Below are 24,686 nucleotides of genomic sequence, written 5' to 3'. Positions count from 1 at the left end.
TAATATGACAAATATCATAGTTTTAGGGGCATTGAGGATTTAGTTTTGATATATCACTCTAATACTATTGATGATGAAAAAGATTTTATTACCTACAGATTTTTCAGATAACTCCTGGAATGCTATTGACTATGCCGCAGCGCTTTTTAAATACGAAACCTGTACTTTCTATCTTTTAAATGTATATAATAAAATTATTTATGAATCTGTACATCTTTCTGATATCCCTACCGAACGTAGTATTGAAAACACCGTAAAAGCTAATGCTATAACGAATCTGGAACATCTCAGGAAAACCATCACGCATACAAACGCTAACCAAAAACATCAATTCGAAATCATTGCTGCCCTGGGATCCTTAACAGATGTAATACAAGATGTAGTAAAATCAGAAAAAATCGATCTCATCATTACGGGAACCAAAGGTGCGACAGGAACCAAAGAAGTATTCATGGGTAGTAATACAGTTCGTATCATCAATTCTATAAAAAAATGCCCTGTTTTGGCTATTCCTAATGACGTTACTTTTTCTTCTAAACCTTCAGAAATCACATTTGCTACCGACTTTACCCATTTCTACAGTAAAGAAGAATTGAGACCATTAGTAGATCTGGCAAAATCCTTTAAAGCAGCAATTAGAATTGTTTATGTACAGCAAGAAGAAGGCTCACTTTCCGAAGAACAAAAATTTAACTTAGGAATGCTACAAAAATATTTCAAAAACATAAAGTATTATCAGCATACCTTAACAAAAAGCGATTCTGTTTCAAAATCACTGAAGATATTCACCAAGGAACTTGATATTTATCTATTAGCAATGCTAAATTACTCTCACAGTTTCGTAGACAAATTAACCAGAGAGCCTGTAATAAAAACCGTTGCATTCCATACACAAATTCCTCTTTTAGTACTACCAGAACTAGGTATGAGTGCCGCTTTTTCAATACCAGTTAAAAAAAATTCAAAATTAGAAGAAACACAACAATAGGATGTGTTGCCATATATTCTTGAACTACTCTTGATCTTTGTTTATCGGTTGATCTTCATAGAAATCGTCAAAAGTTTTGTCTGTAGTATACTTGTCTGTCAATACAGCATATACCATCAGCACGACCATTAACTGACCAAAACAGGTAAGATAAAACACCCAACCAAACTCAACATCCATCGTTACCAGAATGCTAATTGATAACAATAATAGCGACGTAATAATAACCATTGCCATTCCAGAAATTCTCATACTTCTTTTTTTATTATAAGATAAAAAAAATCGACCACACACCTTCTTAACAATACGCTAAATTAAAACGTATTGGTGATAAAAATCATAGTTTCTATGCTTGTAGTTATCTAATTTTGAGAGAACGCTTAACGATAGCTGTATCATGAGAAAAATATTGATCCCTACCGATTTTTCTAAAAATGCAATGAATGCAATTCGATATGCGCTGTAGCTATTTAAGTATGAAAGGAGCGAGTTTTTGATTTTTCACGCATATGCTGATGAAGTATACGACCACGATACGCTGACTTCTCGTAAAATTCTGGAAAAGTTGAAAACAAAGGTACATAAAGCTTCCGATCGAGAACTATCCAAGATACGTTCGTGCATACATCAAATTTCTCCTAACCCGAGGCATCAATACGAAACTATATCAGTTTTTGGAACGTTAATCGATGAAGCAAATGATCTGGTAGACAAGAGAAATATTGATGTCGTTGTAATGGCTACCCGAGGTAAAACAGATGACCGTAAGAGTACATTTGGCAGTAATACGCTACAGGTTTTAAAATATGTTAAATGTCCTGTATTGGCAATCCCCGAAGAATATAGTTATGATCCACCAAAAAACATCTTGTTCCCTGCTGATTATATGTTTCCCTTTAAAAGAAGAGAATTGAAATTACTAAATACACTAACCAAAAGTTTTAGATCTTCTATCAACTTCTTACATGTCTCTAAATACAAAAAGCTATCTATGCGGCAGAAGGATAATAAGGCATTTTTAAAAGAATGCTTACCCGATGCAGCACTATCATTTCATACATTCTATGAAACGGATGTTACCATAGCTATTAATAAATTTATTCAAGAAAATGAAATTAACATGGTAGTGATGATCAACTCCAGACACTCCTATTTGGAATGCATATTATACGAATCGACAATTGACAAAATTGGACTGCATATAAAAATACCATTCCTAACCATGCAGAATTTACAACGAAATTAAAAATAAAGTAATCATGAAACGGATCTTATTACCCACCGATTTTTCTGACAACGCATTTAATGCAATACGGTATGCAGTACAATTTTTTAAGAACGAAGAATGTACATTCTATCTTTTGCATACGTTTACACCAGTATCTTATAATGTTGGATATCTTATAGAGAATCCTATGCCTTATGGAATGGAAGATATCGCTATGATGAATTCAAAAAGAGATGTCCAACATACAGAAGAGAAAATAACAAAAGAATTCAATAACCCGAAACATAATTTTGAAAGAATTTCAGTTTTTAATATGTTGATTAGCGAAATTAAGGATACGGTAGATCGTTATAATATTGATTTTATAGTTATGGGTACTAAAGGAGCCACAGGAGCCAAAGAAATCTTTATCGGAACACATACAATGTATACGATCAAAAACGTAAAATGTCCTGTTTTGGTCGTTCCATCCGGTTTTGAATATGAAGAACCTAAAGAGATATTGTTTCCAACAGATTATTACCTTAGTCACACTAATAAGTATCTACCACTAATCAAAGACATTTGTACCCTAAATACCTCAAGAATTCATATGCTAAATGCTTACTATGGAATTCCTCTTGATCAAAATCAAAAGAAAACAAAAGATTTTATTGATACATATTTTGAAGAAAACGCCCATATTTTCCATATTGCAGATGGCATGGATGTCATAGAAGCGGTAGAAGATTTTCAAAAAACAAATATTATAAATATGCTTGTGATGGTACATAATAAACATTCGTTTTTCGAAAACCTATTGTTCAAACCGGTGATCAATCAGATCGCATATCATACCAATATTCCATTTTTGGTAATTCCTTCAGAAAAACGGATAGGATCCAACGACCAAACCAATGAAATGAGGAAAAAAGAGGACCAAGGTTTAGCAGTTGAACCATCACGCTTTATATAAATTTGATCTAAATGACGGAAAAAATTAGTCATAACAGATTCTGACAAAGCGTGAAATGCACTGGTATATGCAATGGATTTGTACAAGGATATTCTTTGTGAGTTTCATAGAAAAAACATCTGTTAACACAGATACAGTAGTGAGCCGACTTAATCGTATAATATATAGAAACAATGAATACACTAAACACATATGTCATCTTAATGGTTACAGTATTACTAATGAGTTGCTCATCCAGTGAACTTGTCGAAGTATGGAAAAATCCTGACATTGATACTTTTGAAGCCAATAAAGTATTGGTGATAGGAATGACCGCTGACATCAATGGAAGAAAAGCATTTGAAAAGAAACTTACTTCCGCGCTCAAAAAAAATGGCGTTACATCTATAAAAAGCCTTGATTATTTTGAAAAGTCGTTTACCAAATCCCAAAAAACTGAAGAAGATCTCTTGGCCATAGAAGGAAAACTTCTGGATGCTGGTTTTGATGCAATTTTAGTATCCAAAGTATTGGCGGTAGAAGACAAAGTAAGTGTAGTACAAGCATACCGAAATCTGGATAAACACTTCAAAAGTTTTAAAGACGATTATTATCAGAATCAGGATATCCATTATAAAGACGAGTATTATGAAGAGTATGAGGTCTATCACGCAGAAACTTCTTTATACTGTATTTGTCCGGATAGGGAAAGAGAGTTAATCTGGAAAGGATCTATCGATATCACAGCACCAGAAAACATAAAAAAAGCTGTAGGAGATTATGTAAAAGTATTGATCTGGGCGTTTAAAGGCCAAAACCTCTTGATCATTGAAGAAGAACTGAACAATGAAGGTATTGATATATAGCGCAAACATTTTAAAATCCCATTTCTGGAAAAACCCAACCAAATTATTACTTATGACAACAATTACTGGAGTTTTCTTATATAGAAGTTGTTATAAATTAAGACGCTACCACTAAAAGAGTTTTGACAAATATTACCGAAACTACTTTTTATAATATGAGCTGCTGGCAATGGAAACAGAACACTAGAAAATAAATTAACTATGGGAATTAGTGTGGTAATTTTTCTTTTAATAAACCATATAGAAAAGTTCCCGCTATAGATGCTACAATAACAATCAGTATTGGTACATATCCCGCTCCTGCTAATACAAACATAGGGCCAGGACACGCCCCTGCCAATGCCCAACCCAATCCAAAAATAATCCCGCCGAATATATATCGGCTAAAACTTTTTTCTTTTGGCGCTATATGGATTATATCCCCGTTAACAGATTTTATGCTATATCTTTTAATCAATTGCACGACGATAATACCAAGACCAACTGCAGAACCTATAATTCCGTACATATGAAAAGACGCAAATTGAAACATTTCATAAATCCTAAACCAGGAAGCTGCTTCTGATTTGAACAGCACGATTCCGAAAAAAACACCAATAGCTAAATATATAATTATACGCATATTTTTAAAAAATTAAAGGGAATATTAAATGTATCATTGTTAAACCACCTACAAAAAAACCCACAACTGCAATAAGTGATGGTATTTGCAAATCACTTAAACCCGAAATGGCATGACCAGAAGTACATCCACCGGCATACCTTGCACCAAAACCAACTAACAGTCCACCAACAATCAGTATGATCAAGCCTTTTGGATTTGCAAAAACGTCATTAGAAAATAACATATCAGGCAAGTATGTATTTCCGGCACTCGTAAAACCTTTGGACTGCAGATCACTTATTACCTTTGGATTTAAATCAACATTCGTATGATGAGATAAGTAATATTTAGCTATGAAACCTCCGATAATTACACCAATAACCACAACCAGATTCCAACGCTGTGCTTTCCAGTTAAATTTAAAAAAATCAGCAGTTTTTCCAGCTCCACAAATGGCACACATTGTTCTGAGATTGGATGACATACCAAATTTTTTTCCAACCATCAGTAATAAAAACATCACTAATGTTATTAAGGGTCCAGAAACATACCAGGGCCACGGTTCATATATCCAATTCATTCTTTATTTTTTACATTTCTAACTCTTGATTTACTGTAAAGTTGAAGGACATACGTAGTCTGTTGTCTCCATACCAGCTTCTTTTATTGCTGAAAAACCACCTGCCACATCAATAAGATTGTGAATTCCCCGGCTTTTTAGAATAGATGCTGCAATCACTGATCTATAGCCACCTGCACAGTGTATATAGAAAGTTTTATCTTCTGGAAAATCATTCATGTAATCATTAATGAAGTCTAACGGCGAATTTTTAGCCTTATTCAAATGCTCAGCCACAAATTCATTTTCTTTTCTAACATCGTATATTGCTGGTGTTTCAGTGCTTAAAACATTCTTAAGCTCTGTAGCAGATACAGAGGATATTGTATCATAATCCTTACCCGCTTTTTTCCAGGCCCCCAAACCTCCTTGCAGATACCCCAATGTTTTATCAAAACCTACCCGGGATAATCGAGTAACTGTTTCTTCTTCTCTACCTTCAGGGGTAACTAATAAAATAGGTTGTTGTACATCTGCAATCAAAGCTCCTACCCAAGGAGCGAAACCACCATCAATTCCTATAAATATCGATCTTGGAATATGACCTTTGATAAATTCGCCTTGATGTCTTACATCCAGCACTACAGCTCCGGTTTTGTTTGCTAAAACTTCAAATTCTTCTGGTGATAAAGGTTTTGTACCTCTTTCCAATACTTCATCTATATCATCATATCCTTCTTTATTCATCTTCACATTCAACGGAAAATATTGTGGAGGTGGTAACAGACCTTCGGTAACTTCTTTTACAAATTCTTCTTTGGTCATATCAGAACGCAACGCGTAATTCATCTGCTTTTGATTTCCTAAGGAATCTACAGTTTCCTTCATCATGTTTTTACCACAAGCAGAACCTGCTCCGTGTGCCGGATATACAACTACATCATCTGCCAAAGGCATAATCTTGTTTCTTAAGCTATCAAATAATGTTTCTGCTAACTCTTCCTGAGTCATATCAGCTGCTTTCTGCGCCAGATCAGGACGTCCTACATCCCCTAAAAACAAGGTGTCCCCACTAAAAATAGCATGATCTTTACCGCTTTCATCACGTAATAAATAAGTAGTACTTTCCATCGTATGTCCCGGAGTATGCATCGCAACAATGGTTATATCACCAAGGGTAAACACTTGCCCATCAGTTGCGATAGTAGCCACAAACGATGGGTTGGCGTTAGGCCCATAAATGATTTCTGCACCTGTTTCTTTCGCTAATGTAACATGTCCACTTACGAAATCAGCGTGAAAGTGTGTCTCGAAAATATACTTGATTTTCGCACTGTCATTCTTGGCTCTTTCGATGTAGGGCTTTACTTCTCTCAGTGGATCTATAATCGCCACTTCTCCTGCACTCTCAATATAATAAGCGCCCTGAGCAAGACATCCTGTATATATTTGTTCTATCTTCATATCTTCTACTTTATGTGGTACTTCATATATCGAAGTTTATCGTTTTTATTACTTGTCTTCAAAAATACAACTCATATTATCTTTATACAGTAACAATTGTTACAAATGCATAATTATACTAATTCTTTAATAAGGATGTAAATTCCCATTACCAAAACAAACCAGCCGAATCCTTTCTCAAGTTTTTTACCATCTATAAAATTAGATAGATACATCCCTATAAAGATGCCTATTATTGAAATTCCTGTAAATAATAATAAAAAGCTCCAATCTATATCCAGATTTTCTACATCTCCTATAAAACCAATCAGCGACTTAATTGCAATAATCAATAAAGAGGTTGCTACTGCATTTTTCATCGGCAATTTTGCAAATAAAACCAAAGCCGGAATGATTAAAAACCCTCCTCCTGCTCCCACAATTCCGGTTAACGCTCCCACAACAAAACCTTCTAAGATGATCAAGGGATAATTATAACTTATTGTCATTTCTTTTTCCGATGGTTCTTTTCTATTCTTTATCATAGAAATAGATGCCAAAAGCATGATTAATGCAAAAAACACCATAATTCCGATATTTTTGGTGATCGTAATCTCTACAATAGAAAAAAGTTCATTCGGTATTGCGGGAACCAAAAACTTTCTGGTTGCATAAACCGCGATAAAAGCAGGAATAGAAAACACAATCGCTGTTCTGATACTAACCAACCCCTTTCTTAGGTTTTTAACGCCTCCTACTAAGGATGAAGCTCCAACTACAAATAAGGAATATGCTGTTGCTGTTACCGGGTTGATGTGCATCAAATAAACGAAAACAGGTACGGTAAGGATAGAACCACCTCCACCTATTAAGCCTAATACAACACCGATAATCAGTGCACCCAAATATCCTAGTACCTCTATTACTCCCATCAATTATTTTTTTGACAAAAATAACCGCTGGTATACCCAACTACAGTAACATTAGTTACATAGGATTAAAATGAGAAATTGTATCAAAATCTTTTGCTATTCATTTTAGATTTCAGTCTCCGTTGGAATGAGAGATAATTAAGAATAGGTTAGGTGTTGTCATTCTTGCGTAAGTCGAAATCTGTTTTCTATCGTAATTCAATAATACTTCTTCGTTTTAAAAATTTAAAATTTGAATAGAATTGCGATTTAGTTGTATTTTCCCTTCTACTTCCAATTTTTTTAGTAATCTGGATATCACTACGCGCGATGTGTGTAAGTCATAAGCTATCTCCTGATGTGTATTCTGTAAGGTATCATCATTATTTACTTTGGTTTTATCCTTTAAATATTTGAATAAACGTTCATCCATTTTCAGGAAAGCAATACTATCAATTGTTTCAATGGCTTCCATGAGTCGTTTATGGTAACTTTCGAAAACAAAATTCCTCCAGGATTTATATTTTGCAGTCCATTCTTCCATTTTTCCAATAGGAATCATGATCAGTTTAGAATCATTTTCGGCGATAGCTTTGATTTCACTTTTATGGTGACCAATACAACAGGAAAAGGTCATTGCACACGTATCGCCACTTTCTAAAAAATATAGCAGCAATTCATCACCATCCTGGTCTTCTCTTAGTATTTTGATTGCGCCACTGATAATTAGTGGCATGGATTTGATATAACTTCCGGGTTTTATGAGTTCCATGCCTTCAGAAACCTCTTTGAACGTCGCTACCTTATTGATCTCCGCTAACAATGCATCTTCAAAGAGATGCCCGTACTTATTTTTCAATTCCTGAATCATTGTTTCTATTATTTTTTTGATTCTCAAAATATAACGCTAATTGTTGTTTTGCTTCTTGGTATCCAACATCAAATACTTTATCCTGGTTTCCGCTACTAAAAATTCCGTGATTGATAAGTTGTCTAGGCTGAATTATGAGATCACATCGTTTAAATTTTGTTTCAGAGTTTGGCATTGCCCGCAAATAATAAGCCCGCTGCATCACATTATGCGCATGTTTGAAATCTGACATTTTTGGTTTTTTAATCGGCGTAACATCAATACCAATGATCAGGTCACAATGTGTATATAAAGGCTCTATTGGGAAGTTATCCAAAATGCCTCCATCAGAATACAATTGACCTTCGATCTTTACGGGAGAAAATACTCCGGGAAAAGCTGCTGAAGCCAAAATGGGTTTGATCAACTCTCCATCACTAAAAACCTTCACGGTTCCTTCTACCAAATTGGTTGCGGTAATAAATAGTTTTTTTTGAAGACTTTGAAAAGAATTTTGCGGAAAATAATCAATAAGATCTTCGTGATATTTTTCAGAATCCAGAAATCCTGCTTTCCTTCTGGCAAATCTATTGAGTTTAAACAAGGGGACATCACCAAAAAACTTTTTGATTTCTTCTATCGTATATCCGGCGGCATATAAGGAGCCTACAATGGCTCCTGCACTTGTCCCAGAAACAAAAGTTGGAATCAAACCCGCTTCTTCTATTGCTTTTATAGCACCAATGTGTGCGACACCTTTAAATCCTCCACCAGAAAGTACCAAACCAATATTTTTTGATGTCTCCATATGCTGAATTTTCTACAAAACCGGACTGAAAATTTTAGCCACTCCTTCTTTAAATTTTTCTTTCCAGGGTCTTTTTACAAAAGTAGCACAGTCTAATTAAATACTTTGTTTACAATCCAATAAAAAATCATGTTTTAATTCCTCTGCAAAAGCGTCATCATAGATTACAATATTTACCTCATAATTCTGCTCAAAACTTCGGATATCAAGATTAGCCATACCCACAGAAGAAACGGTATCATCAACCACGATGGTTTTACTGTGCAAAAACCATCAGAAAACAAATAGATTTTCACCCCAGATTCCAGAAGCCCCTCAAAATAAGATCGCACACACCAGCGTACGATCTTGCTGTCTGAAATATCCTAAAGTAATAATCGTACTTCTATCCCACTTAAGGCAGCCACTTTAAGGGATTCCAAAATAGTTTCGTCCGGAATTATGTAAGGATTTGTAATATAAACGTAGTTTTTTGCTTCATTAATCAAAGAAAAATATAACTGTTGCGTAGCAGAAAAGTTCTCATCCGGACTACTATGCACAGAGCAGTCATCGTACCCATTTTTTTATAGGTCGTAAAATACAAAGAACTCAAAATTTTTTCATCATTATTGACCAGGTACCAATCCATCACAAAAATTGCCTGTAGACTATGTACAATAGGGCCTTCTAATTGTAAATGCATATCGTGCCAAATACCTAAGTCGGGATCTCCTTTTACATATTTGTCAGAAACGTTGATACCACCCGTAAATGCTATTTTGTTATCTACTACGATAATTTTACGATGATTTCTGTAATTAACGGAAGATAAAAACTTACCAAATCGAACCAGTAAAAAACTATAAATTTCTACACCTGCTTTCCGAAGTTTTTTGATATACTTTTTGCTTAATGACCGGCTTCCGATTCCATCATACAGAATTCTTATCAGAACTCCTTCTTTTACTTTTTGTTCAAAAAGTCCGAACAGTCCTTCAGCTAATTCGCCATCCTCAAAAATGTAATATTGTCGGTGAATAAAGTACTTTGCTTCTTGCAAGCTTTCAAAAATCGCTTTAAATGTGTCACCTCCGTCTTTAAGAAGTTGCAGCTTATTTCCGGTACTAGGCGCAAAACCACAGTTTTTGGTAATAAGTTTGATTAACTTTTGATGTTCGTAACATTCTTCTGCTGATATAGGTTCATAATGACTTTCGGCTTTTTTTAGATAGGAGAGGATTTCATCTGTGCGTTTTAATTGAAATAGTTCATTTTCTTCGGTTTCTACCTAATAAAAAATAAAATAAAATACCTCCCACGGGAATCGTAAAGATCGCCAGCATCCAAGCAAGAGTTTTTGTAGGACGCATACCGTAGAGTATTAGTTTAATGACAATTATAAATGCTGCTAAAAAATATATAATCAAAAGAGCAACATACAGCATCAGTTAAAAGCTTTCGATTGTATTAATGATGCATGATAAGCAAGGGAACCCGGGTGCCATAATTAATTCCAGAAGTCTCTGAACCACGAAAGAATCGTTCCAGAAATGTTTCTTTGTGAATAAACATTGTATTTACATCCACATCCATAATTTGCACAAAACTATCAATAGCCAGTGATGTAGGAACATTGGTAATCGAATGAAACGTGTGGTTGATCTCTTTAAAAAAGTCTTTTAAGTGTTTTTTATCATCAAATTCTGCAATGGTAAGCGTATCATCTTCTCTGATATTAAGAATCCTTAACGAAGCCTTATATTTTACTAACATATCTACCAAAGGTGTTATATTTTCTGTATGAAAATGATCATTGTAATCAATAGTGTATAACACCGTTTTGGGTGCACTAAAAGTATATCCCTGAGGAATCGCCAGTACCGGACAATCTATTTTACGTATCACATTGAGGGTATTACTGCCAAAAATAACTTCTCTGGCTCCTGTTGCTCCATTAGTACCCATCACGATAAGATCAATACTCTTAGACTTTACTACTTGTTTGATAGCATCTGTAAAAACATCATAATCTGTAATCGGGTGAAATGTATAATTCTCGTGTTCGATTTCTTGTTGCAGCTCTTCTATGAGCGTGCTAAGTTTTTCTTTAGATCCTTGTATCACAGATTGATGGATAGAAGTATTTGCCGGAGCTGCCATCAGATCATCCATCATATAGTTAGAAACTTTTTGTACATTAAGGATATAAAACGTACACAACTCATTTTTGAAAACTTCAGTGCATAGTCAATTGCATTTCTTGCATTTTCTGAAAAATCGGTAGGAAGCAGGATATTTTTCATTGTCTGATCATTTTATATCCTAAAAGTAATTTAGGATCGGTTAGGGAACTATGATATTTGTCATACTGGTGGAATGGAAGTTTACAGTGGTTCTGCTTCGTAAAATCTACCGACTTCACGCACTACCAATAGAAGATTTACATAAACAATATGTCAAATCACTAAACATTATATTTTTTGTTATACAACTTGCATAGGTTACAAAAAGATAAGTTAATCGAATTTTGTATCTTCCAGATATTAAAGATTAAACCCACTACCATGTTAAAAGGCATCCATCCAAAATTGCCCATGCGCAATAAAGCAACAACTAAAGAATTCTATACAAAAGGGTTAAACTTTCAACCATTAGGAAGTGTGGATTATGATGGATACCTGATGCTAAAAAAGGATGCTATTGAAATTCACTTTTTTGAGTTCAAAGCGCTTGATCCAAAACAAAATTACGGTCAGGTGTATATACGAGTTGAAGATATTGAAAAGTTTTACCAAGTATTATTGGATAACAACATCAAAATCCACCCTAATGGAAACTTGGAGACTAAACCTTGGGGACAAAAGGAATTTTCTATTCTTGATCCAGACAGTAACCTGTTGACTTTTGGGGAATCTAAATAAACAGTTTGCTAAGGTTCTGATAACAGGATCATAAATTGCTATGAAAAATAACCCTATGCTATTTGCTTCATTATAACTTTGAGCTAAAATCGTTAATTTTGTTTAAACATTTTTAATAAAAATTAAACATTTTGTATCTTTATGAAAAATCAGCTAAAGAGTGTATTGAAAAAGCGTTCGTGTTTTTTAAAATATAGTAAAAAGATGCATCCTATGAAGCGACTCCGTAGGGATACCCATCAAAATCAAGTCACTTTTTTTACGATTACCAAAGTATAAAACAAAGTACATTACATTGATTGGTAGTATCAAACTGTTTATTGTAAAAAATAAATAGAAAAACGCACTCAAGAGTTTTTTAGGCACACAGTATTCAGACTAATTAAGAATTTTAACAATGTTATTAGACACTACATATCATCATAAAAAAAATAAAAAGCTTATCAACGATATGGTCGGTAAACCTTTTTCTCTACTAAGTTCTTTGAAACTTAACGGTGTTGGTTCTAAACGTATGATCATAGAAGATGTAAGTCCTAATCTAAAGAAGTATCTAAATACCGTTTCGGATATCAACTATGGAAGTATAGAGTTGAGGCCTGGTGGAATATTGATAGCGATTAACAAGGGCTTGCAGAACTTTACCTGGGTGATACCTTATTATCAGTTTTATCTTTATAAAACTAATGGTATTAGCATTCACGCACAAGGTAAGTTTGTTCATTTCAGGAATAATCGTACTCATCAGGAAAATGCGTCCTTCTTTAAAAAGTTAACACGATTAAAATCGGAATACGACCAGAAGTTTCCGCATGTAGACTCTATTTAACAAACTCTCATAAAAACTGAAGAATTAATGGCTCGAGAACTAAATGTATTGGGAACCGAATTGCAACCCTGTTGTTATGAACCTATGACCGGGTATTTTAGAGATGGATTTTGTAGAACTATTGCAGAAGATACGGGTACACACATCATCTGCGCAGTGGTTACACCAGAATTTTTGGCATACACCAAATCTAAAGGAAATGATCTTTCTACTCCGGTACCCTATTGGAATTTTCCGGGATTAAAACCGGGTGATACGTGGTGTTTGTGTATATCCAGATGGCTACAGGCTAAAGAGGCTGGAAAAGCACCTTTTATTGTATTAGAAGGTTGTCACCAAAAAGTGTTGGAATACACAGACATAGAAACGTTACTGGAATATAAACACACGACATAAGCGATCTGTTTTTATGTAAATTCGGAAGTGAACTGTTCTACAATCAGACCATCTTCTAAGGTTTTTATAATTCCTAAAGCAGCACGCTCACCTGAAATCATCGCCGCATTTAGTGATCCGTTAAGTAATTGATCTCCTGCAAGAAAAATTCTACTGGTAAGTTTCGTTTCTGTTTCTGAAAGTTCGTACTGTAGGTTTTGCAATTTAGGTAAAGCGTTTTTGATATGATACCGTTTTATAAATCTGCATCCTGTTATTCCACAGAATTGATCCAACTCTTTTACAACCTTTGCTATTAATTCTTTTTCATCCAGTTGATGCTCTTTAACCACCGTTACAGATAACAGTTCTTTGTTAGCAGTTCCGGAAGTTTTTAAACTGGTATGATAAAAAATATTATTGATCAGGGCTTCGTTGTCAGCAATTAACCCAATTAATGGTTTATCTATAACCTTATGATCAACTTCAAAATAAAGCGTATCACAAGACTTCCAATCCATCTCCTGATTGTTAAGATTAGTAATCAGCGAATGTGCTTGTGTAGCTACGATCGTAAAATCACTTTTTAGTTCGTCTCCACTATCTAAGGAAACACTTCCATCAATTACTTGTTTTGCAGAAGTGTTATATAAGAATTTTGTTTTATTTAATTTTGAAGTTAATTGACGTACAATTTCTTCAATACCATTTTTGGGAAGTGTAGCGTATCCTTCTCCAAACATTTTATATACAAACTGAAACATTCGACTGGACGTTTCCAGATCAGGCTCTAAAAAAATACCGCTAAAAAAAGGTCTAAAAAAATTATGAACCATTTCTTCAGAAAAACCATAACTCTGCAAGTACTTTAATGTAGTAGTTTCATTTTCTTTGAAAATAGCAGCGATTGATTTTTTCTTCAATAGCGTATTGAGTCGTAGCACCTTTATTTTATCAGAAAAATTCCCAATATTCGAAAAAAGTGTTGGAATCAAAAGGGATGGACTGCGAAGCGGATCACCAATGGTTTTCAACTTTCCATCAGTAAAAATAGAGGCTCCGGATAAAAACTTTTGTAATGACAATTTCTCAAAATCCAGATATTTCTGCGCCGCTGGATACGCAGTAAGTAACACCTGAAAACCGTGATCCAATTGGTACCCATCTATGATATCAGTTTTGACACGACCACCTGCACGATTTGTAGCTTCTAGAATCACTGGTGTATATCCATAGTTTTCTAACACCTGAGCTGCAATTAAACCGCTGATACCAGCACCAATAATATGAATTTTATATGCTTCCTTTCTCATACGCTATGTGTAATAGATGTCCGTGTAAAATCTATTTACAAATAATTTCAATAGCCCCCACCTCTCAAATATACAATGGGTTTCCCAATACACATTATAGTATTTTGTTAATTTTTGTTTAACTTTTTAAAAATAATGATAAACAATTTTATTGAGCAATAAAAAGATGATGCATCCTTTGTGTCAGTTCTTCTATTGTGAAGATCTGCAATTATAACGTAGTTACAAAAATAAAATTCACCTCCAGCCATTTACAGACAGAAGGCGAATTTCAGGAAATGTTACTTGTGAATATTACTGTTTAATCAGTTTCATTGTTTTTACTTCTTTTCCTACTGAAAGTTTTAAGAAATAGATTCCATTCGGAATACCATCCGTGCTCCACGTCATATTATAATTTCCAGGAGATAGTTTTTCATTGTCTTTCAACACTGCGATTTTCACACCGATCTGATTATAAATAACTGCAGTAATCGGTTTATTTTTATTCAGCTGCAAAGTGACATTAACTTCTGAAGTGAACGGGTTAGGAAACATCTTTACATTTTCTTTTTCTAACAACTCATGATCTGGATTTCTTTGTTCTAAACCATCCAAATATTCCCTTACTGGATCAGAAAATGTAAAACTTCCGAATTGATCCCAATTTACGGACCAACTCATTACACCTCTTAGTTGTGGATATGTTTGAGAAAGTGAATATTGGCCTCCAAAAGAATTGCCTCTAATTATATAATCCAGCGCATTAATCACTCCTTGTGATCCTGTATATCCGTTTCCTGCATTTACTGTAGCGGGTACTCCGAGGAGTATTTGATCCGGTCTCAATGCAGGAAAAAATTTACTGTTATCTCCGGTAATCGGAAATCCTTTTAATAACATATCCACTAAAGACACATAAAAGTCAGCATTCCCCATTGCATAAAAACGATCATCTAATGCGGTAATAGATCCCGAATTGTAATATTGAACTTGTAAAAAAGTTAATTTATCCCGTAATGCATAAATAAGTGGAAGATAAGCACCTGCTCTGCGATCTGCTCCTGCCGAAATCCCTCCATAGAAGGAATATCCCAGTTGAACAAAAAAGGTTTCGGGTGCCATAGTCAGAATAAAATCATTCCCAAAATGGTTACAAATGCTCTGTACAGCGTCTATTGTATTCACAATTACCGGGGTTGTAGGGTTTTTGAAATCGGTATCGCCTAAGTCAAACGATAGCGATTGTCCTTCAAAATCAATATCCATTCCGTCAAAATTATATTCTTCTATAATTGCAATCATAGAAGTAACAAATTTGTTTCTGGCCGAAGTTGTGTTTAATCTTACTTGACCTTCTGCGCCACCAATAGAAATAATTACCTTTTTACCCTGACTTTTCAAAAACTGAACATCTGATTTGAAATTTTCTACGGTATATCCTATACTATTAAATATCGGATCCAGTTGAAATTCTATTTCTCCATCTGTTGGGGATATTTTTGATACTGCAAAAGAAACATTGATTACATCCCAATTTGCTGAAACATCTCTAAGGCGAATTAAACCGGAACCATTTTGAAAATTATGCCAATACCCATTCAAAATCCTGGTTGGTAATTCTGAGCCCGGTGGCGGTGTATCTGAACCGACGGTTATGTTTACAGGAACTCCTGTTGCCGTACTTCCATCATTATCTGTTGCTTGTACAGTTATCGTTTGATTTCCTCTTATACCTATCCAATTGGCGGTGTAAGGAGAGGTTGTGTCTTCTGCTATTTTTATGCCATTTATGAAAAACGCTACGGCATCGATCGCTCCATCTTGATCTGCTGCATTAGCTGCTATGGTGATTGTTTCCCCTTCTTGAAAAACAGATCCTGTAATAGGTTGGGTTATAGCAACTGTAGGTTCTTGATTGTCCTCGCCGCCAGTTGAACAAGGTCCTAATTCTTTCCAGGCAGAAGGCCAGGCCCAATCTGCAGTACCACCTGGTGCATAAGGACCTCCAATAGAGCACCATCCACCAACTAAGCATTCGTACTTCTTATCAAAGTTTTGTACAATATCTCCTGTTTGATAACCGTTCCCATCTGAGTATATAGGTGCATCACAGTCTTCATCGCCACCGTCTCCTCCAGTGGTTTTTACCACAATGGCAATTGATGCTGAATCTGCTATTGCTCCTACATTATCAAATGCTTTGGCTTTTAAAATATAAGAAATACCACTTGACACATTAGTTATGGTATATTGATAAGGACTACTTGTATCTTCTCCCAGTTTGGTTGTTCCATTGTAAAACTCAACTTTAGAGATTACTCCGTCACTATCCGACGCATCTGCATTGATTGTTACCGATGTTCCCTCCATGAATTCTTGATCGTTTGATGGAGAAGTCAGTACACAAATTGGGGCTTGGTTAGGAGTTCCAACTTGCTCACTAAATATCAGGTGATTGATATTTAAATCATTACTATCCATGAATAGTCGAATTACTTGTATTCCTTTGTTTAGAGAAATGCTAGCTGATACAGTTTGCCAGTTTTGCCATCCCCCAGTATTAGGAATGTTAATAGCTCCGCTAATATCTTGATTATCAATCTCTAAGTGAATTTGTCTACCTGATGTAATTGCGGCCACTCTGCATGCCACATTGTAATCTCCAGCCGTGGTTACATCCACTGTATACTCTAACCACTCATTGGATTGTACCCAACCGATATTAAATCCTCCTTCAGAACATTGTTCTATATCTACCGCATCATTGCGATAAGATCCTCCTTGATTAGCAGCAGAATCATCATTGTATGCTATATTTTGCCCACCAACATCATAGTTTTCTGCTTCAATTTTTCCTGGAATGCTCCAAGCTATGTTACCATATGGCACCTGCTCATCGTCTCCGTCATCACCACCAGGAAAGTCATCCGCTGGGTTTTTAATTTTATCTCTAATCCAGCTTCCTGCTGGTTTCAAATTTTGACTAGTCCAAGCTCCACTTGAACAAGTACCAGATTTCCAAGAAGCTCCTGATCTAAAATCATCAGAATAGTTCCAACTTGTCCAGCTTATTTTCTTTTGTCTCATTAAATCAATAAACTGTTGTGTCATAGTAAAATCATTAGGGCCATCTCCTGTAAATTCCTGACTACCAAATTCTGTTACAAAAACTGGTAATTGATCTGAGGCTTGATCTAAGGTGTTGAGATAGGCATCTCTATGGCTTGTTGCGTAAAAATGAAAGGTATACATAACATTATCAAAGGATAATGGATTACTTATCACATCTTGTAATGTTCCTTCTCCTGAAACCCCAAAAGTTGCCCATCCCTGAGTACCAACAAGGATTACGGCATTATTGTCAATTGCACGGATCACCGGAATAATTTGATCTGCATAATTCTTGATTCTATTCCAATTTACGCCAGATCCATTGGGCTCATTACAGACATCATATATGATATTATTCTTGTTTTTATGTTGATTTGCTATATCAGTAAAAAAACGCTTCGCATTATCCAGATTACTATTAGGATCTCCAGGATTTAATTGGTGCCAATCTACTAAAGCATACATTCCGCGTTCTGTAGCCTCTTCAATTAATCGAGAAACCTGATTTGTAAAACCGATCGGGTCTGTTTCATAGCCTCCTTCTTGTACATATAGTGAAATACGAAGAATATCTGCTTCCCAATCATTTGCTAATACATCTAAAGAACTTTCTGTTAAGCAATCGCCCCATCCGTACCACTGAATTCCATGAGTACTCATCCCTCGTAACTGAATTGGGTTGTTATATTGATTGCATAATTTAGTTCCACAAACTTTTAGCTGTCCGTTTTGTTCTACCGGGCTTGTTTGTGCCCATGTTTTTGATCCGAAAAGATTGAAACAAATCAAAATACAGATCGATATTTTATATATTGAAGTAATAAGTTTAGTTTTCATAAGGTTTTATTTAAGAGTACTTTGTGTAAACTCTTCAAACATGAAGATTCTATATTACAGAAAATTACATGATGATTATCAATAACAAAATTCACCTCTTGCCCTTTTGAAATACGGCAAGAGGTAAATCTCAATAAATAATGGGGAATATTACTGCTTAACCAGTTTCATGGTTTTTACTTCTTTACCTATTCTAAGTTTTAAAAAGTAGATTCCATTTGGAATACCATTTGTATCCCATTGCATACTATGATTTCCTAAAGAAAGTGTTTCATTATCTTTCAACACTGCAATCTTCACACCGATTTGATTATAAACCACTGCGGTTACTAGTCTATTTTTATTGAGTTTGAAAGTAACATTGACCTTGGATGTAAAAGGATTAGGATACATTCTTAGACTTTCCTTTTCTAGTAATTCTTGCCCTGGATCTCTTTGATCTAAAGCATCTAAATAAGCTCTATGCGGATCAGAGAATCCGAAACCTGCAACAATATCCCAATTGATAGACCAGGTCATCAGCCCTCTGAAATTAGGATAACCATTAGGGTTTCTCAGTTGATAATTACCTCCAAATGATTCACCTTTTATTAAGTAATCAAGTGCTTTATGTACTTCTGCTGGTGCTGTATATCCACTTCCTGCAGCGCTTGGATTAGCTGGCAATCCTATGGCAACCTGATCTTGTCTTAGAGCAGGAAACTGATTACCTCCTGCCGGGAAACCTTGTAATAGCATCTCTGCCATTGCCACGTGAAAATCAGCATTAGATGAAGAATAACAAAGACCGTCTAACCCTAACATACATCCCGTATTATAATGCTGCACGTGAATATAATCCATTTCATTTCGTAATCCATAAATAACAGGTAAGTATGCACCACTAGCTCCACCATAAGCACTAAATCCTCCTTGCACATATAGTGTTTCTGGTGCCATACTTAAAATAAAACTATCTGGACCTATATTATTTCGGATTTGCTTAGTTGCATCAATTAAATTCACAATCTTCGGAGTTGTTGGACTTCTAAAATCTGAATCTCCTGAGCCTAGAGAAAGTGAACTTCCTTCTAAATCTATATCAAGCCCATTAAACCCGTAAGTATTGATAATAGAAGTCATAGAACTTATAAATTCATTCTTTTCTGCTAGTGTATTCAATTCTACTGTAGCGTTTGCTCCACCAATAGAAATAAGTACTTTTTGTCCTCTTCCCTGTACTGCGGCGACATCATTAATAAATTCGGAAGTACTACCATAAATTTCATATGGACTGAAAATCATATCAGATCTACTTCCAAATGTAGGTTCTGCAAAAGCAATACAAATAACATCCCACTTTTCGGATACTTCTCTTAATTTTGGAGTTGAAGAACCATTATTAAAGTTATGCCAGTATCCCACTAAAATTCTTTTAGGAAGATCACCTGCAGGTGGCGGAGTTATGCTGCCTACCACTATGTTAACAGCAGCAGACTCTCCTTCTGCATTTTGGTTATCAGTTGCTTTTGCTGTGAGCGTATAACTTCCAGAAGCCATATTGCTCCAGCTAAGACTATAAGGGTTTGAAGTATCTTCTCCTATTTTAATCCCATTGTTAAAGAACTCTACTTTGGTTATATCTCCATCTGTATCTGAAGCTGTTGCATTAATTAAAATAGTACTACCTGTTGTGTATGTTTGTCCGTTAAACGGTTCTGTAATCGTTACTGTTGGAGCTTGATTATTACCAGTATCTCCATTACATTCACCAACCAATGTCCATGCATCCTGCCAGTATGTTCCTGTCCCCGGAGCGTATGCCCAGGCTGCTCCATCACACCATCCACTATTTGGCCAAGAACGGCATTCATAAACATTCCCTTCATTTTGAACTGTACTTCCTTCAGAATATCCACCACCTTCAACGTATTGTGCTTCATCACAGTCGCCACCGCCATCTGTATTCACAGTTATATTTATTGCTGAGGACATCGTTGATACTTCATCATTGTCGGTTGCCTGAGCCGTAAGGGTATAATTACCACTTGTAGCTGTCCAGTTTGCTAAATACGGAGCAGAAGTATCTTCACTAATTAGATTTCCATCTAAGTAAAAAGATACTTTAGTCACATTACCATCAGTGTCATTTGCATTTGCTTGAATACTTACATTATCACCTGCATTAAAAGAAGCACCATCCGATGGACTTGTAATATTTATAGTTGGAGCAGTATTATTACCACCAGTAACTATAATAGAAACAACTGTCGATGTTGTAGCTGCATTATCATTATCTGTAGCCTGTGCTGTAATCGTATGATTACCTGCTACAGCAGTCCAATCTGTTGTGTATGGTGCAGCGGTATCTTCACTGATTATATTTCCATCAACATAGAATGCTACTTTAGAAACCGTTCCATCAGTATCTGATGCGGTAGCAGTTATATTAATCGTATTCCCTTCTGTAAAGTTTGCACCAGAATTTGGTGAAGTAATAGTGACTTGCGGGGCTAGATTATCTGGTTCACACGGATTTCCGGCAACCTGATTTATTGCTGCTAACAAAGAAGTGTTTGGATTCGTAGTATCGTGTGATAGTTCCCATATCATTATACCTCCGGCACGATCTAATGCCATTTGCGTTTTGGCTTTCATAGTAGGAATTCCATTGTAATTATTACCTTGGAAGCTATCGCTATTTGGATCTGCTCCTTGCGCCAAAAGAGATGCGTAACTTTGTGCTTGGGGACGGCTATAAAAAGGAACTCCCAGTATGGCCTTTTCCTTTGGCAACCCTCTTCCTAACCAATAGTCCAATCCACCGGTTGCTTGAGCCATTGAACCGTGATCCGGTCCATCATATGCCATAATATTTAAGAAATCTATATCATCAAATACTCCATTTAATACTCCATCGGCATTCCATCCGGATACAACCACCGCTGCTGTTAATAATTTACCGCGATTATGCATTGCCTGACCCAACTCCTGCATCAATAGCTCAAAATTTTGTGGCTCATTACCTTCTCTTGGATATTCCCAATCCATATCAACTCCATCAAGATCATATTGATTTACAAAATTGACCAAGTTGTCTATAAACGTAGCTCTAGTAGTTGGATTTTCAGCTAAAGTAGTAAATGCAGAATCGTTACCATTCATCCATCCGCCTACAGCGATCAGTACCTTTACACCTTGTGCGTGTCCAAGTGAAACGAGTTGTTGCATTTTTGAAAGGTTATCAAGCGGTCTTAAGCTACCATCACTATTAGGTAATAAAAAAGAATAATTGATATGAGTTAGTTTGTCATATTGTATTGCACCTGCACTACCTTGCCAACTTGGCATATACCCTACAACTTTAAAGCTAGAACTACCAGTACATCCACCATCAGTTGTAACACTTATACTAACAGCTGTTGAAGTAGTGGTTTGGTTATCATTATCAGTTGCCTTTGCAGTAATGGTATGGTTGCCCAAAGTAGCTGTCCAGTTTGTTGTATAAGGAGCAGTTGTATCCTCAGATACAACAGTACCATCAACATAAAATGCTACTTTGGAAATCGTACCGTCATTATCTGATGCATTGGCACTAATTGCAACTGTATTACCATCCGTAAAAGATTGTCCACTTGTTGGAGTGGTAAGAGACACTTGTGGAGCACTTTGTCCACCTCCGCAAGGTCCAATTAATTTCCATACATTCTCGCGATTGGTCACTGGATCGTTATTTTGTGTCCACCATTTGGCTTCATACTCATTTCCTTGATAGGATACTCTATCACCCCCTACGTATACTTGTCCAGCTGCATATGGTGATGCTGTACATGAACCACCTTGTGTTACGGAAATAGAAACTGAAAAAGCTCCTTCACCGTTTTCATTATCAAACGCTTTTACAGTAATCGTATAGTTACCTTCAGCTATACTTGTCCAATCATACGTATAAGGAGCACTCATATCTTCACCAAGCATAGTATTGCCATTGTAAAACTCAACACGATCTACAGTTCCATCAGCATCTGAAGCATCTGCAGAAATAGTAACCGTTGCTCCAGCTGTAAATGATGTTCCTTGCGCAGGTGATGTAATAGTAACGACTGGTAATTCATTTCCACCGATACCTGTCACTGAAACATTTATACTTGTTGTAGTACTAGCACCTTTATCATCATATGCTTTTGCTGTAATAACCTGATTCCCGGTTGGCACATTATTCCAGGAATAAGAATAAGGTGCTGTTATATCTTCTCCTAATAATGTAGTTCCCTGATAAAATTGAACTCTCGTAATGCTCCCATCGGTATCACTTGCGCTAGCCTCAATATCTATAGTAGTACCTGCTTCAAATGTGTTACCATCCCTTGGGGATGTAATTGATATTGAAGGAGGCTGATTACCTACTCCTCCACTAGCAAATACTTCATTCAACGTATTAACTAAAGGTGATTTCACATTAGACCATCTTTTTAGTTTTGTACCAAATGATTGTGCAGACCCAGAGAATTCAAGATCTCCAAAGACTGTCCAAATAATTGTTCCTGCCAGATTATTAGCATTGATAAATTTAGCTTTTTCGGTTATTGATTCTTCATCATCATAACTAAGAAAAAAATTACCCTTAGTCATGTAAGGCACTTTTGCCTGATCGTCCCACTTTCTGGTCCAACCACTTCCTGATCCTGTTTTTTGTTTTATAAAAAAGTAATTAGGAGTCCCATCATATACCTCTTGAGGCCAGTTGGTATAATCTGAAGCTGTGCTTACAGGACCATCAGGCTGAATTGTAACATTTCTCTTTACTGTAGGAGCATTTAAATCTGCCGCTCCGTCAGTAACAACTCCTCTGCCATAAAATGGAGCTCCGAAGTTGATTTTATAGGTAGGCACACCCATACCTTTCATTTTATCCAATAAGGTTTGCCAGTTAAAATCAGGGGCTTCTGCTCCATCGTAAGGGTATACTGGTGCGTTGTGTCCGGCTATATTAGACCATCCTCCATTAAAGTCATACGTCATCATATTAAAATAATCCATAGTACTCGATAGTCTAGACCAATTAAACCTTTCTATTTTTTTATAGTCTGCGGCCATAGCAGCCGTAATTAATTTATCTGGACCTATGGCATCTCTTATCTCTTCTACTAAGTTTTCAAAATTGGCATAATCTGCATTGGTTCCGGTAAAATTCATTCCTGGAAAAGGTCCTGGATATTCCCAATCCAAATCAATCCCGTCGAAGCCCATATTGATAAGTTTTTTACAATCTTCAATAAAACGGGCTCTTTTTATTGGATCTGCTGCCATCTCAGGAAAATGTTTACACATACTCCATCCCCCTAGAGAAGCCATTACTTTAACTCCATTTGTTTTGGCTAACTCCAATAGACCTTTTGCACCACTTCCTTCTTTAGGAAGAGGTAATGGTAAAACTCCGCTAAGCCCCCATTCAGGATGAGACCAAGTGGTGCCCCCTACTTCTACAACGTATCCCAAAGCTTCAGCTCTTTGTTTAACAGTTTCGTTAATCCATTGAATAGGTTCTATCTCGCCAAAAAGAATATGAAAATCCCAACTACTGTAAACATCTCCATATAATAGATCACCTGGTTGTTGTATAGCTCCAGGTTGCCAAATATCCTTATTTCTGAGATCTCCACTATGCAAAGACCCATCTGCAGCAACTCCAAAAAAAGAATAATTTAAAATGGTATATTTTGAGTAATCAATATTTAACTGTGTTAATGCTCCTGCAGATGGCACTCCCGCACTAGCTGCTTTCCAGGCATCCCAGTTTGTTATATACCCGATCACCTGCTTTTGATGATCGCTAGTAGTTGCTGTTCCTCCTGTATTTACCTGAGCCCAGGTTACGTTAAAAAAGAAGATACATAAAATCAATAGTGGTACTTTCCAAGATCCATAATAAAAAGAAGATCTCTTAAGTAGAGGTTTTAATAGTTTCATGATGATTTGTGTTTAAGTTTTTGAAAAGTTTATGCTAAACTCGATCTTAAATTAGAAATAACTATTTAACACAAAAAACTAATTAGATAAATGACATCATTTCATAGATATTACGAGGTGAAAATCCTATGATCGTCATTTAAGATACTTTTAAGAAATTTAACCGCTTTATTTTCTGACTAAATATCCCTTTATC

Annotated in this window: 22 protein-coding genes; 7 read left to right on the top strand and 15 right to left on the bottom strand. The window is 35.8% G+C overall.

What is annotated here, in order from left to right; translation table 11 throughout:
* Nucleotides 1-73: 73 nt before the first annotated feature.
* Complete coding sequence (locus tag ACWGOQ_RS03605) at nt 74-988, top strand: universal stress protein (protein ID WP_452057189.1); 915 nt, start codon at nt 74-76, stop codon at nt 986-988.
* A 24-nt stretch (nt 989-1,012) separates the two neighbouring features.
* Here the strand turns inward: ACWGOQ_RS03605 and ACWGOQ_RS03600 are convergent, their stop codons facing one another.
* Nucleotides 1,013-1,240 carry a hypothetical protein gene (locus tag ACWGOQ_RS03600; RefSeq protein WP_452057188.1) on the bottom strand — a complete coding sequence of 76 codons (228 nt, stop codon included), beginning with the start codon at nt 1,238-1,240 and terminating at the stop codon, nt 1,013-1,015.
* A 241-nt stretch (nt 1,241-1,481) separates the two neighbouring features.
* On the opposite strand from ACWGOQ_RS03600, the gene ACWGOQ_RS03595 reads away from it, so the two are divergent.
* From ACWGOQ_RS03595 to ACWGOQ_RS03585, 3 genes are all read left to right on the top strand, one after another.
* Nucleotides 1,482-2,234 carry a universal stress protein gene (locus ACWGOQ_RS03595; protein ID WP_452057187.1) on the top strand — a complete coding sequence of 251 codons (753 nt, stop codon included), beginning with the start codon at nt 1,482-1,484 and terminating at the stop codon, nt 2,232-2,234.
* A 13-nt stretch (nt 2,235-2,247) separates the two neighbouring features.
* Nucleotides 2,248-3,171: a universal stress protein gene (locus ACWGOQ_RS03590; protein ID WP_452057186.1), complete on the top strand. Its 924-nt coding sequence runs from the start codon at nt 2,248-2,250 to the stop codon at nt 3,169-3,171.
* 173 nt (nt 3,172-3,344) lie between these two features.
* Nucleotides 3,345-4,016, top strand: coding sequence for a hypothetical protein (locus ACWGOQ_RS03585; RefSeq protein ID WP_452057185.1), 672 nt, complete (start codon nt 3,345-3,347; stop codon nt 4,014-4,016).
* Between the two features lie 208 nt (nt 4,017-4,224).
* Here the strand turns inward: ACWGOQ_RS03585 and ACWGOQ_RS03580 are convergent, their stop codons facing one another.
* The 11 genes from ACWGOQ_RS03580 to ACWGOQ_RS03530 form a co-directional block, all read right to left on the bottom strand.
* Nucleotides 4,225-4,638, bottom strand: coding sequence for a DUF6691 family protein (locus ACWGOQ_RS03580; protein ID WP_452057184.1), 414 nt, complete (start codon nt 4,636-4,638; stop codon nt 4,225-4,227).
* A gap of 4 nt (nt 4,639-4,642) precedes the next feature.
* On the bottom strand, nt 4,643-5,200 hold the full coding sequence (locus tag ACWGOQ_RS03575) for a YeeE/YedE family protein (RefSeq protein ID WP_452057183.1): 558 nt from the start codon (nt 5,198-5,200) through the stop codon (nt 4,643-4,645).
* Nucleotides 5,201-5,230: 30 nt separating this feature from the next.
* Nucleotides 5,231-6,643, bottom strand: a complete 1,413-nt coding sequence (locus ACWGOQ_RS03570) for an MBL fold metallo-hydrolase (RefSeq protein ID WP_452057182.1) — start codon at nt 6,641-6,643, stop codon at nt 5,231-5,233.
* A 113-nt stretch (nt 6,644-6,756) separates the two neighbouring features.
* Nucleotides 6,757-7,554, bottom strand: coding sequence for a sulfite exporter TauE/SafE family protein (locus tag ACWGOQ_RS03565; protein ID WP_452057181.1), 798 nt, complete (start codon nt 7,552-7,554; stop codon nt 6,757-6,759).
* A gap of 217 nt (nt 7,555-7,771) precedes the next feature.
* A complete protein-coding gene (locus ACWGOQ_RS03560; protein WP_452057180.1) occupies nt 7,772-8,404 on the bottom strand; it encodes a Crp/Fnr family transcriptional regulator in 633 nt (210 codons plus the stop codon).
* Nucleotides 8,382-9,191: a patatin-like phospholipase family protein gene (locus tag ACWGOQ_RS03555; protein WP_452057179.1), complete on the bottom strand. Its 810-nt coding sequence runs from the start codon at nt 9,189-9,191 to the stop codon at nt 8,382-8,384. The genes ACWGOQ_RS03560 and ACWGOQ_RS03555 overlap by 23 nt, the downstream gene beginning before the upstream one ends.
* A gap of 96 nt (nt 9,192-9,287) precedes the next feature.
* A complete protein-coding gene (locus ACWGOQ_RS03550) occupies nt 9,288-9,458 on the bottom strand; it encodes a phospholipase D-like domain-containing protein (RefSeq protein ID WP_452057178.1) in 171 nt (56 codons plus the stop codon).
* A gap of 98 nt (nt 9,459-9,556) precedes the next feature.
* On the bottom strand, nt 9,557-9,733 hold the full coding sequence (locus tag ACWGOQ_RS03545) for a phospholipase D-like domain-containing protein (protein WP_452057177.1): 177 nt from the start codon (nt 9,731-9,733) through the stop codon (nt 9,557-9,559).
* Entirely contained in the window at nt 9,676-10,233 is a 558-nt protein-coding gene (locus tag ACWGOQ_RS03540) for a phospholipase D-like domain-containing protein (RefSeq protein ID WP_452057176.1), read from the bottom strand. Before ACWGOQ_RS03540 ends, ACWGOQ_RS03545 begins: the two co-directional genes overlap by 58 nt.
* 208 nt (nt 10,234-10,441) lie before the next feature.
* Entirely contained in the window at nt 10,442-10,543 is a 102-nt protein-coding gene (locus ACWGOQ_RS03535) for a PLDc N-terminal domain-containing protein (RefSeq protein ID WP_452057175.1), read from the bottom strand.
* 97 nt (nt 10,544-10,640) lie between these two features.
* Nucleotides 10,641-11,348, bottom strand: coding sequence for a universal stress protein (locus ACWGOQ_RS03530; RefSeq protein WP_452057174.1), 708 nt, complete (start codon nt 11,346-11,348; stop codon nt 10,641-10,643).
* A 389-nt stretch (nt 11,349-11,737) separates the two neighbouring features.
* Here ACWGOQ_RS03530 and ACWGOQ_RS03525 point away from each other — a divergent pair, with 389 nt between their 5' ends.
* The 3 genes from ACWGOQ_RS03525 to ACWGOQ_RS03515 all read left to right on the top strand — a co-directional run bounded on the left by ACWGOQ_RS03525 (nt 11,738) and on the right by ACWGOQ_RS03515 (nt 13,319).
* Nucleotides 11,738-12,094: a bleomycin resistance protein gene (locus tag ACWGOQ_RS03525; protein WP_452057173.1), complete on the top strand. Its 357-nt coding sequence runs from the start codon at nt 11,738-11,740 to the stop codon at nt 12,092-12,094.
* Nucleotides 12,095-12,491: 397 nt separating this feature from the next.
* The gene (locus tag ACWGOQ_RS03520) at nt 12,492-12,923 is read left to right on the top strand and encodes a hypothetical protein (RefSeq protein WP_452057172.1); all 432 of its coding nucleotides are present in this window, start codon (nt 12,492-12,494) and stop codon (nt 12,921-12,923) included.
* Nucleotides 12,924-12,950: 27 nt separating this feature from the next.
* Nucleotides 12,951-13,319, top strand: coding sequence for a DUF2237 family protein (locus tag ACWGOQ_RS03515; RefSeq protein WP_452057171.1), 369 nt, complete (start codon nt 12,951-12,953; stop codon nt 13,317-13,319).
* A gap of 11 nt (nt 13,320-13,330) precedes the next feature.
* Here ACWGOQ_RS03515 and ACWGOQ_RS03510 read toward each other — a convergent pair whose 3' ends face one another.
* The 3 genes from ACWGOQ_RS03510 to ACWGOQ_RS03500 all read right to left on the bottom strand — a co-directional run bounded on the left by ACWGOQ_RS03510 (nt 13,331) and on the right by ACWGOQ_RS03500 (nt 24,490).
* Nucleotides 13,331-14,611: a protoporphyrinogen/coproporphyrinogen oxidase gene (locus ACWGOQ_RS03510; RefSeq protein WP_452057170.1), complete on the bottom strand. Its 1,281-nt coding sequence runs from the start codon at nt 14,609-14,611 to the stop codon at nt 13,331-13,333.
* Nucleotides 14,612-14,905: 294 nt separating this feature from the next.
* Nucleotides 14,906-18,541 (bottom strand): cellulase family glycosylhydrolase, encoded by a 3,636-nt coding sequence (locus tag ACWGOQ_RS03505; RefSeq protein ID WP_452057169.1) that lies wholly within the window; start codon nt 18,539-18,541, stop codon nt 14,906-14,908.
* 150 nt (nt 18,542-18,691) lie between these two features.
* Nucleotides 18,692-24,490, bottom strand: coding sequence for an Ig-like domain-containing protein (locus ACWGOQ_RS03500; RefSeq protein ID WP_452057168.1), 5,799 nt, complete (start codon nt 24,488-24,490; stop codon nt 18,692-18,694).
* Nucleotides 24,491-24,686 lie beyond the last annotated feature (196 nt).

This window comes from Aquimarina ulvae (genome assembly GCF_053613295.3).
Note: the sequence above shows the minus strand (reverse complement) of the source record. Positions and strands in the feature narration are given on the sequence as shown.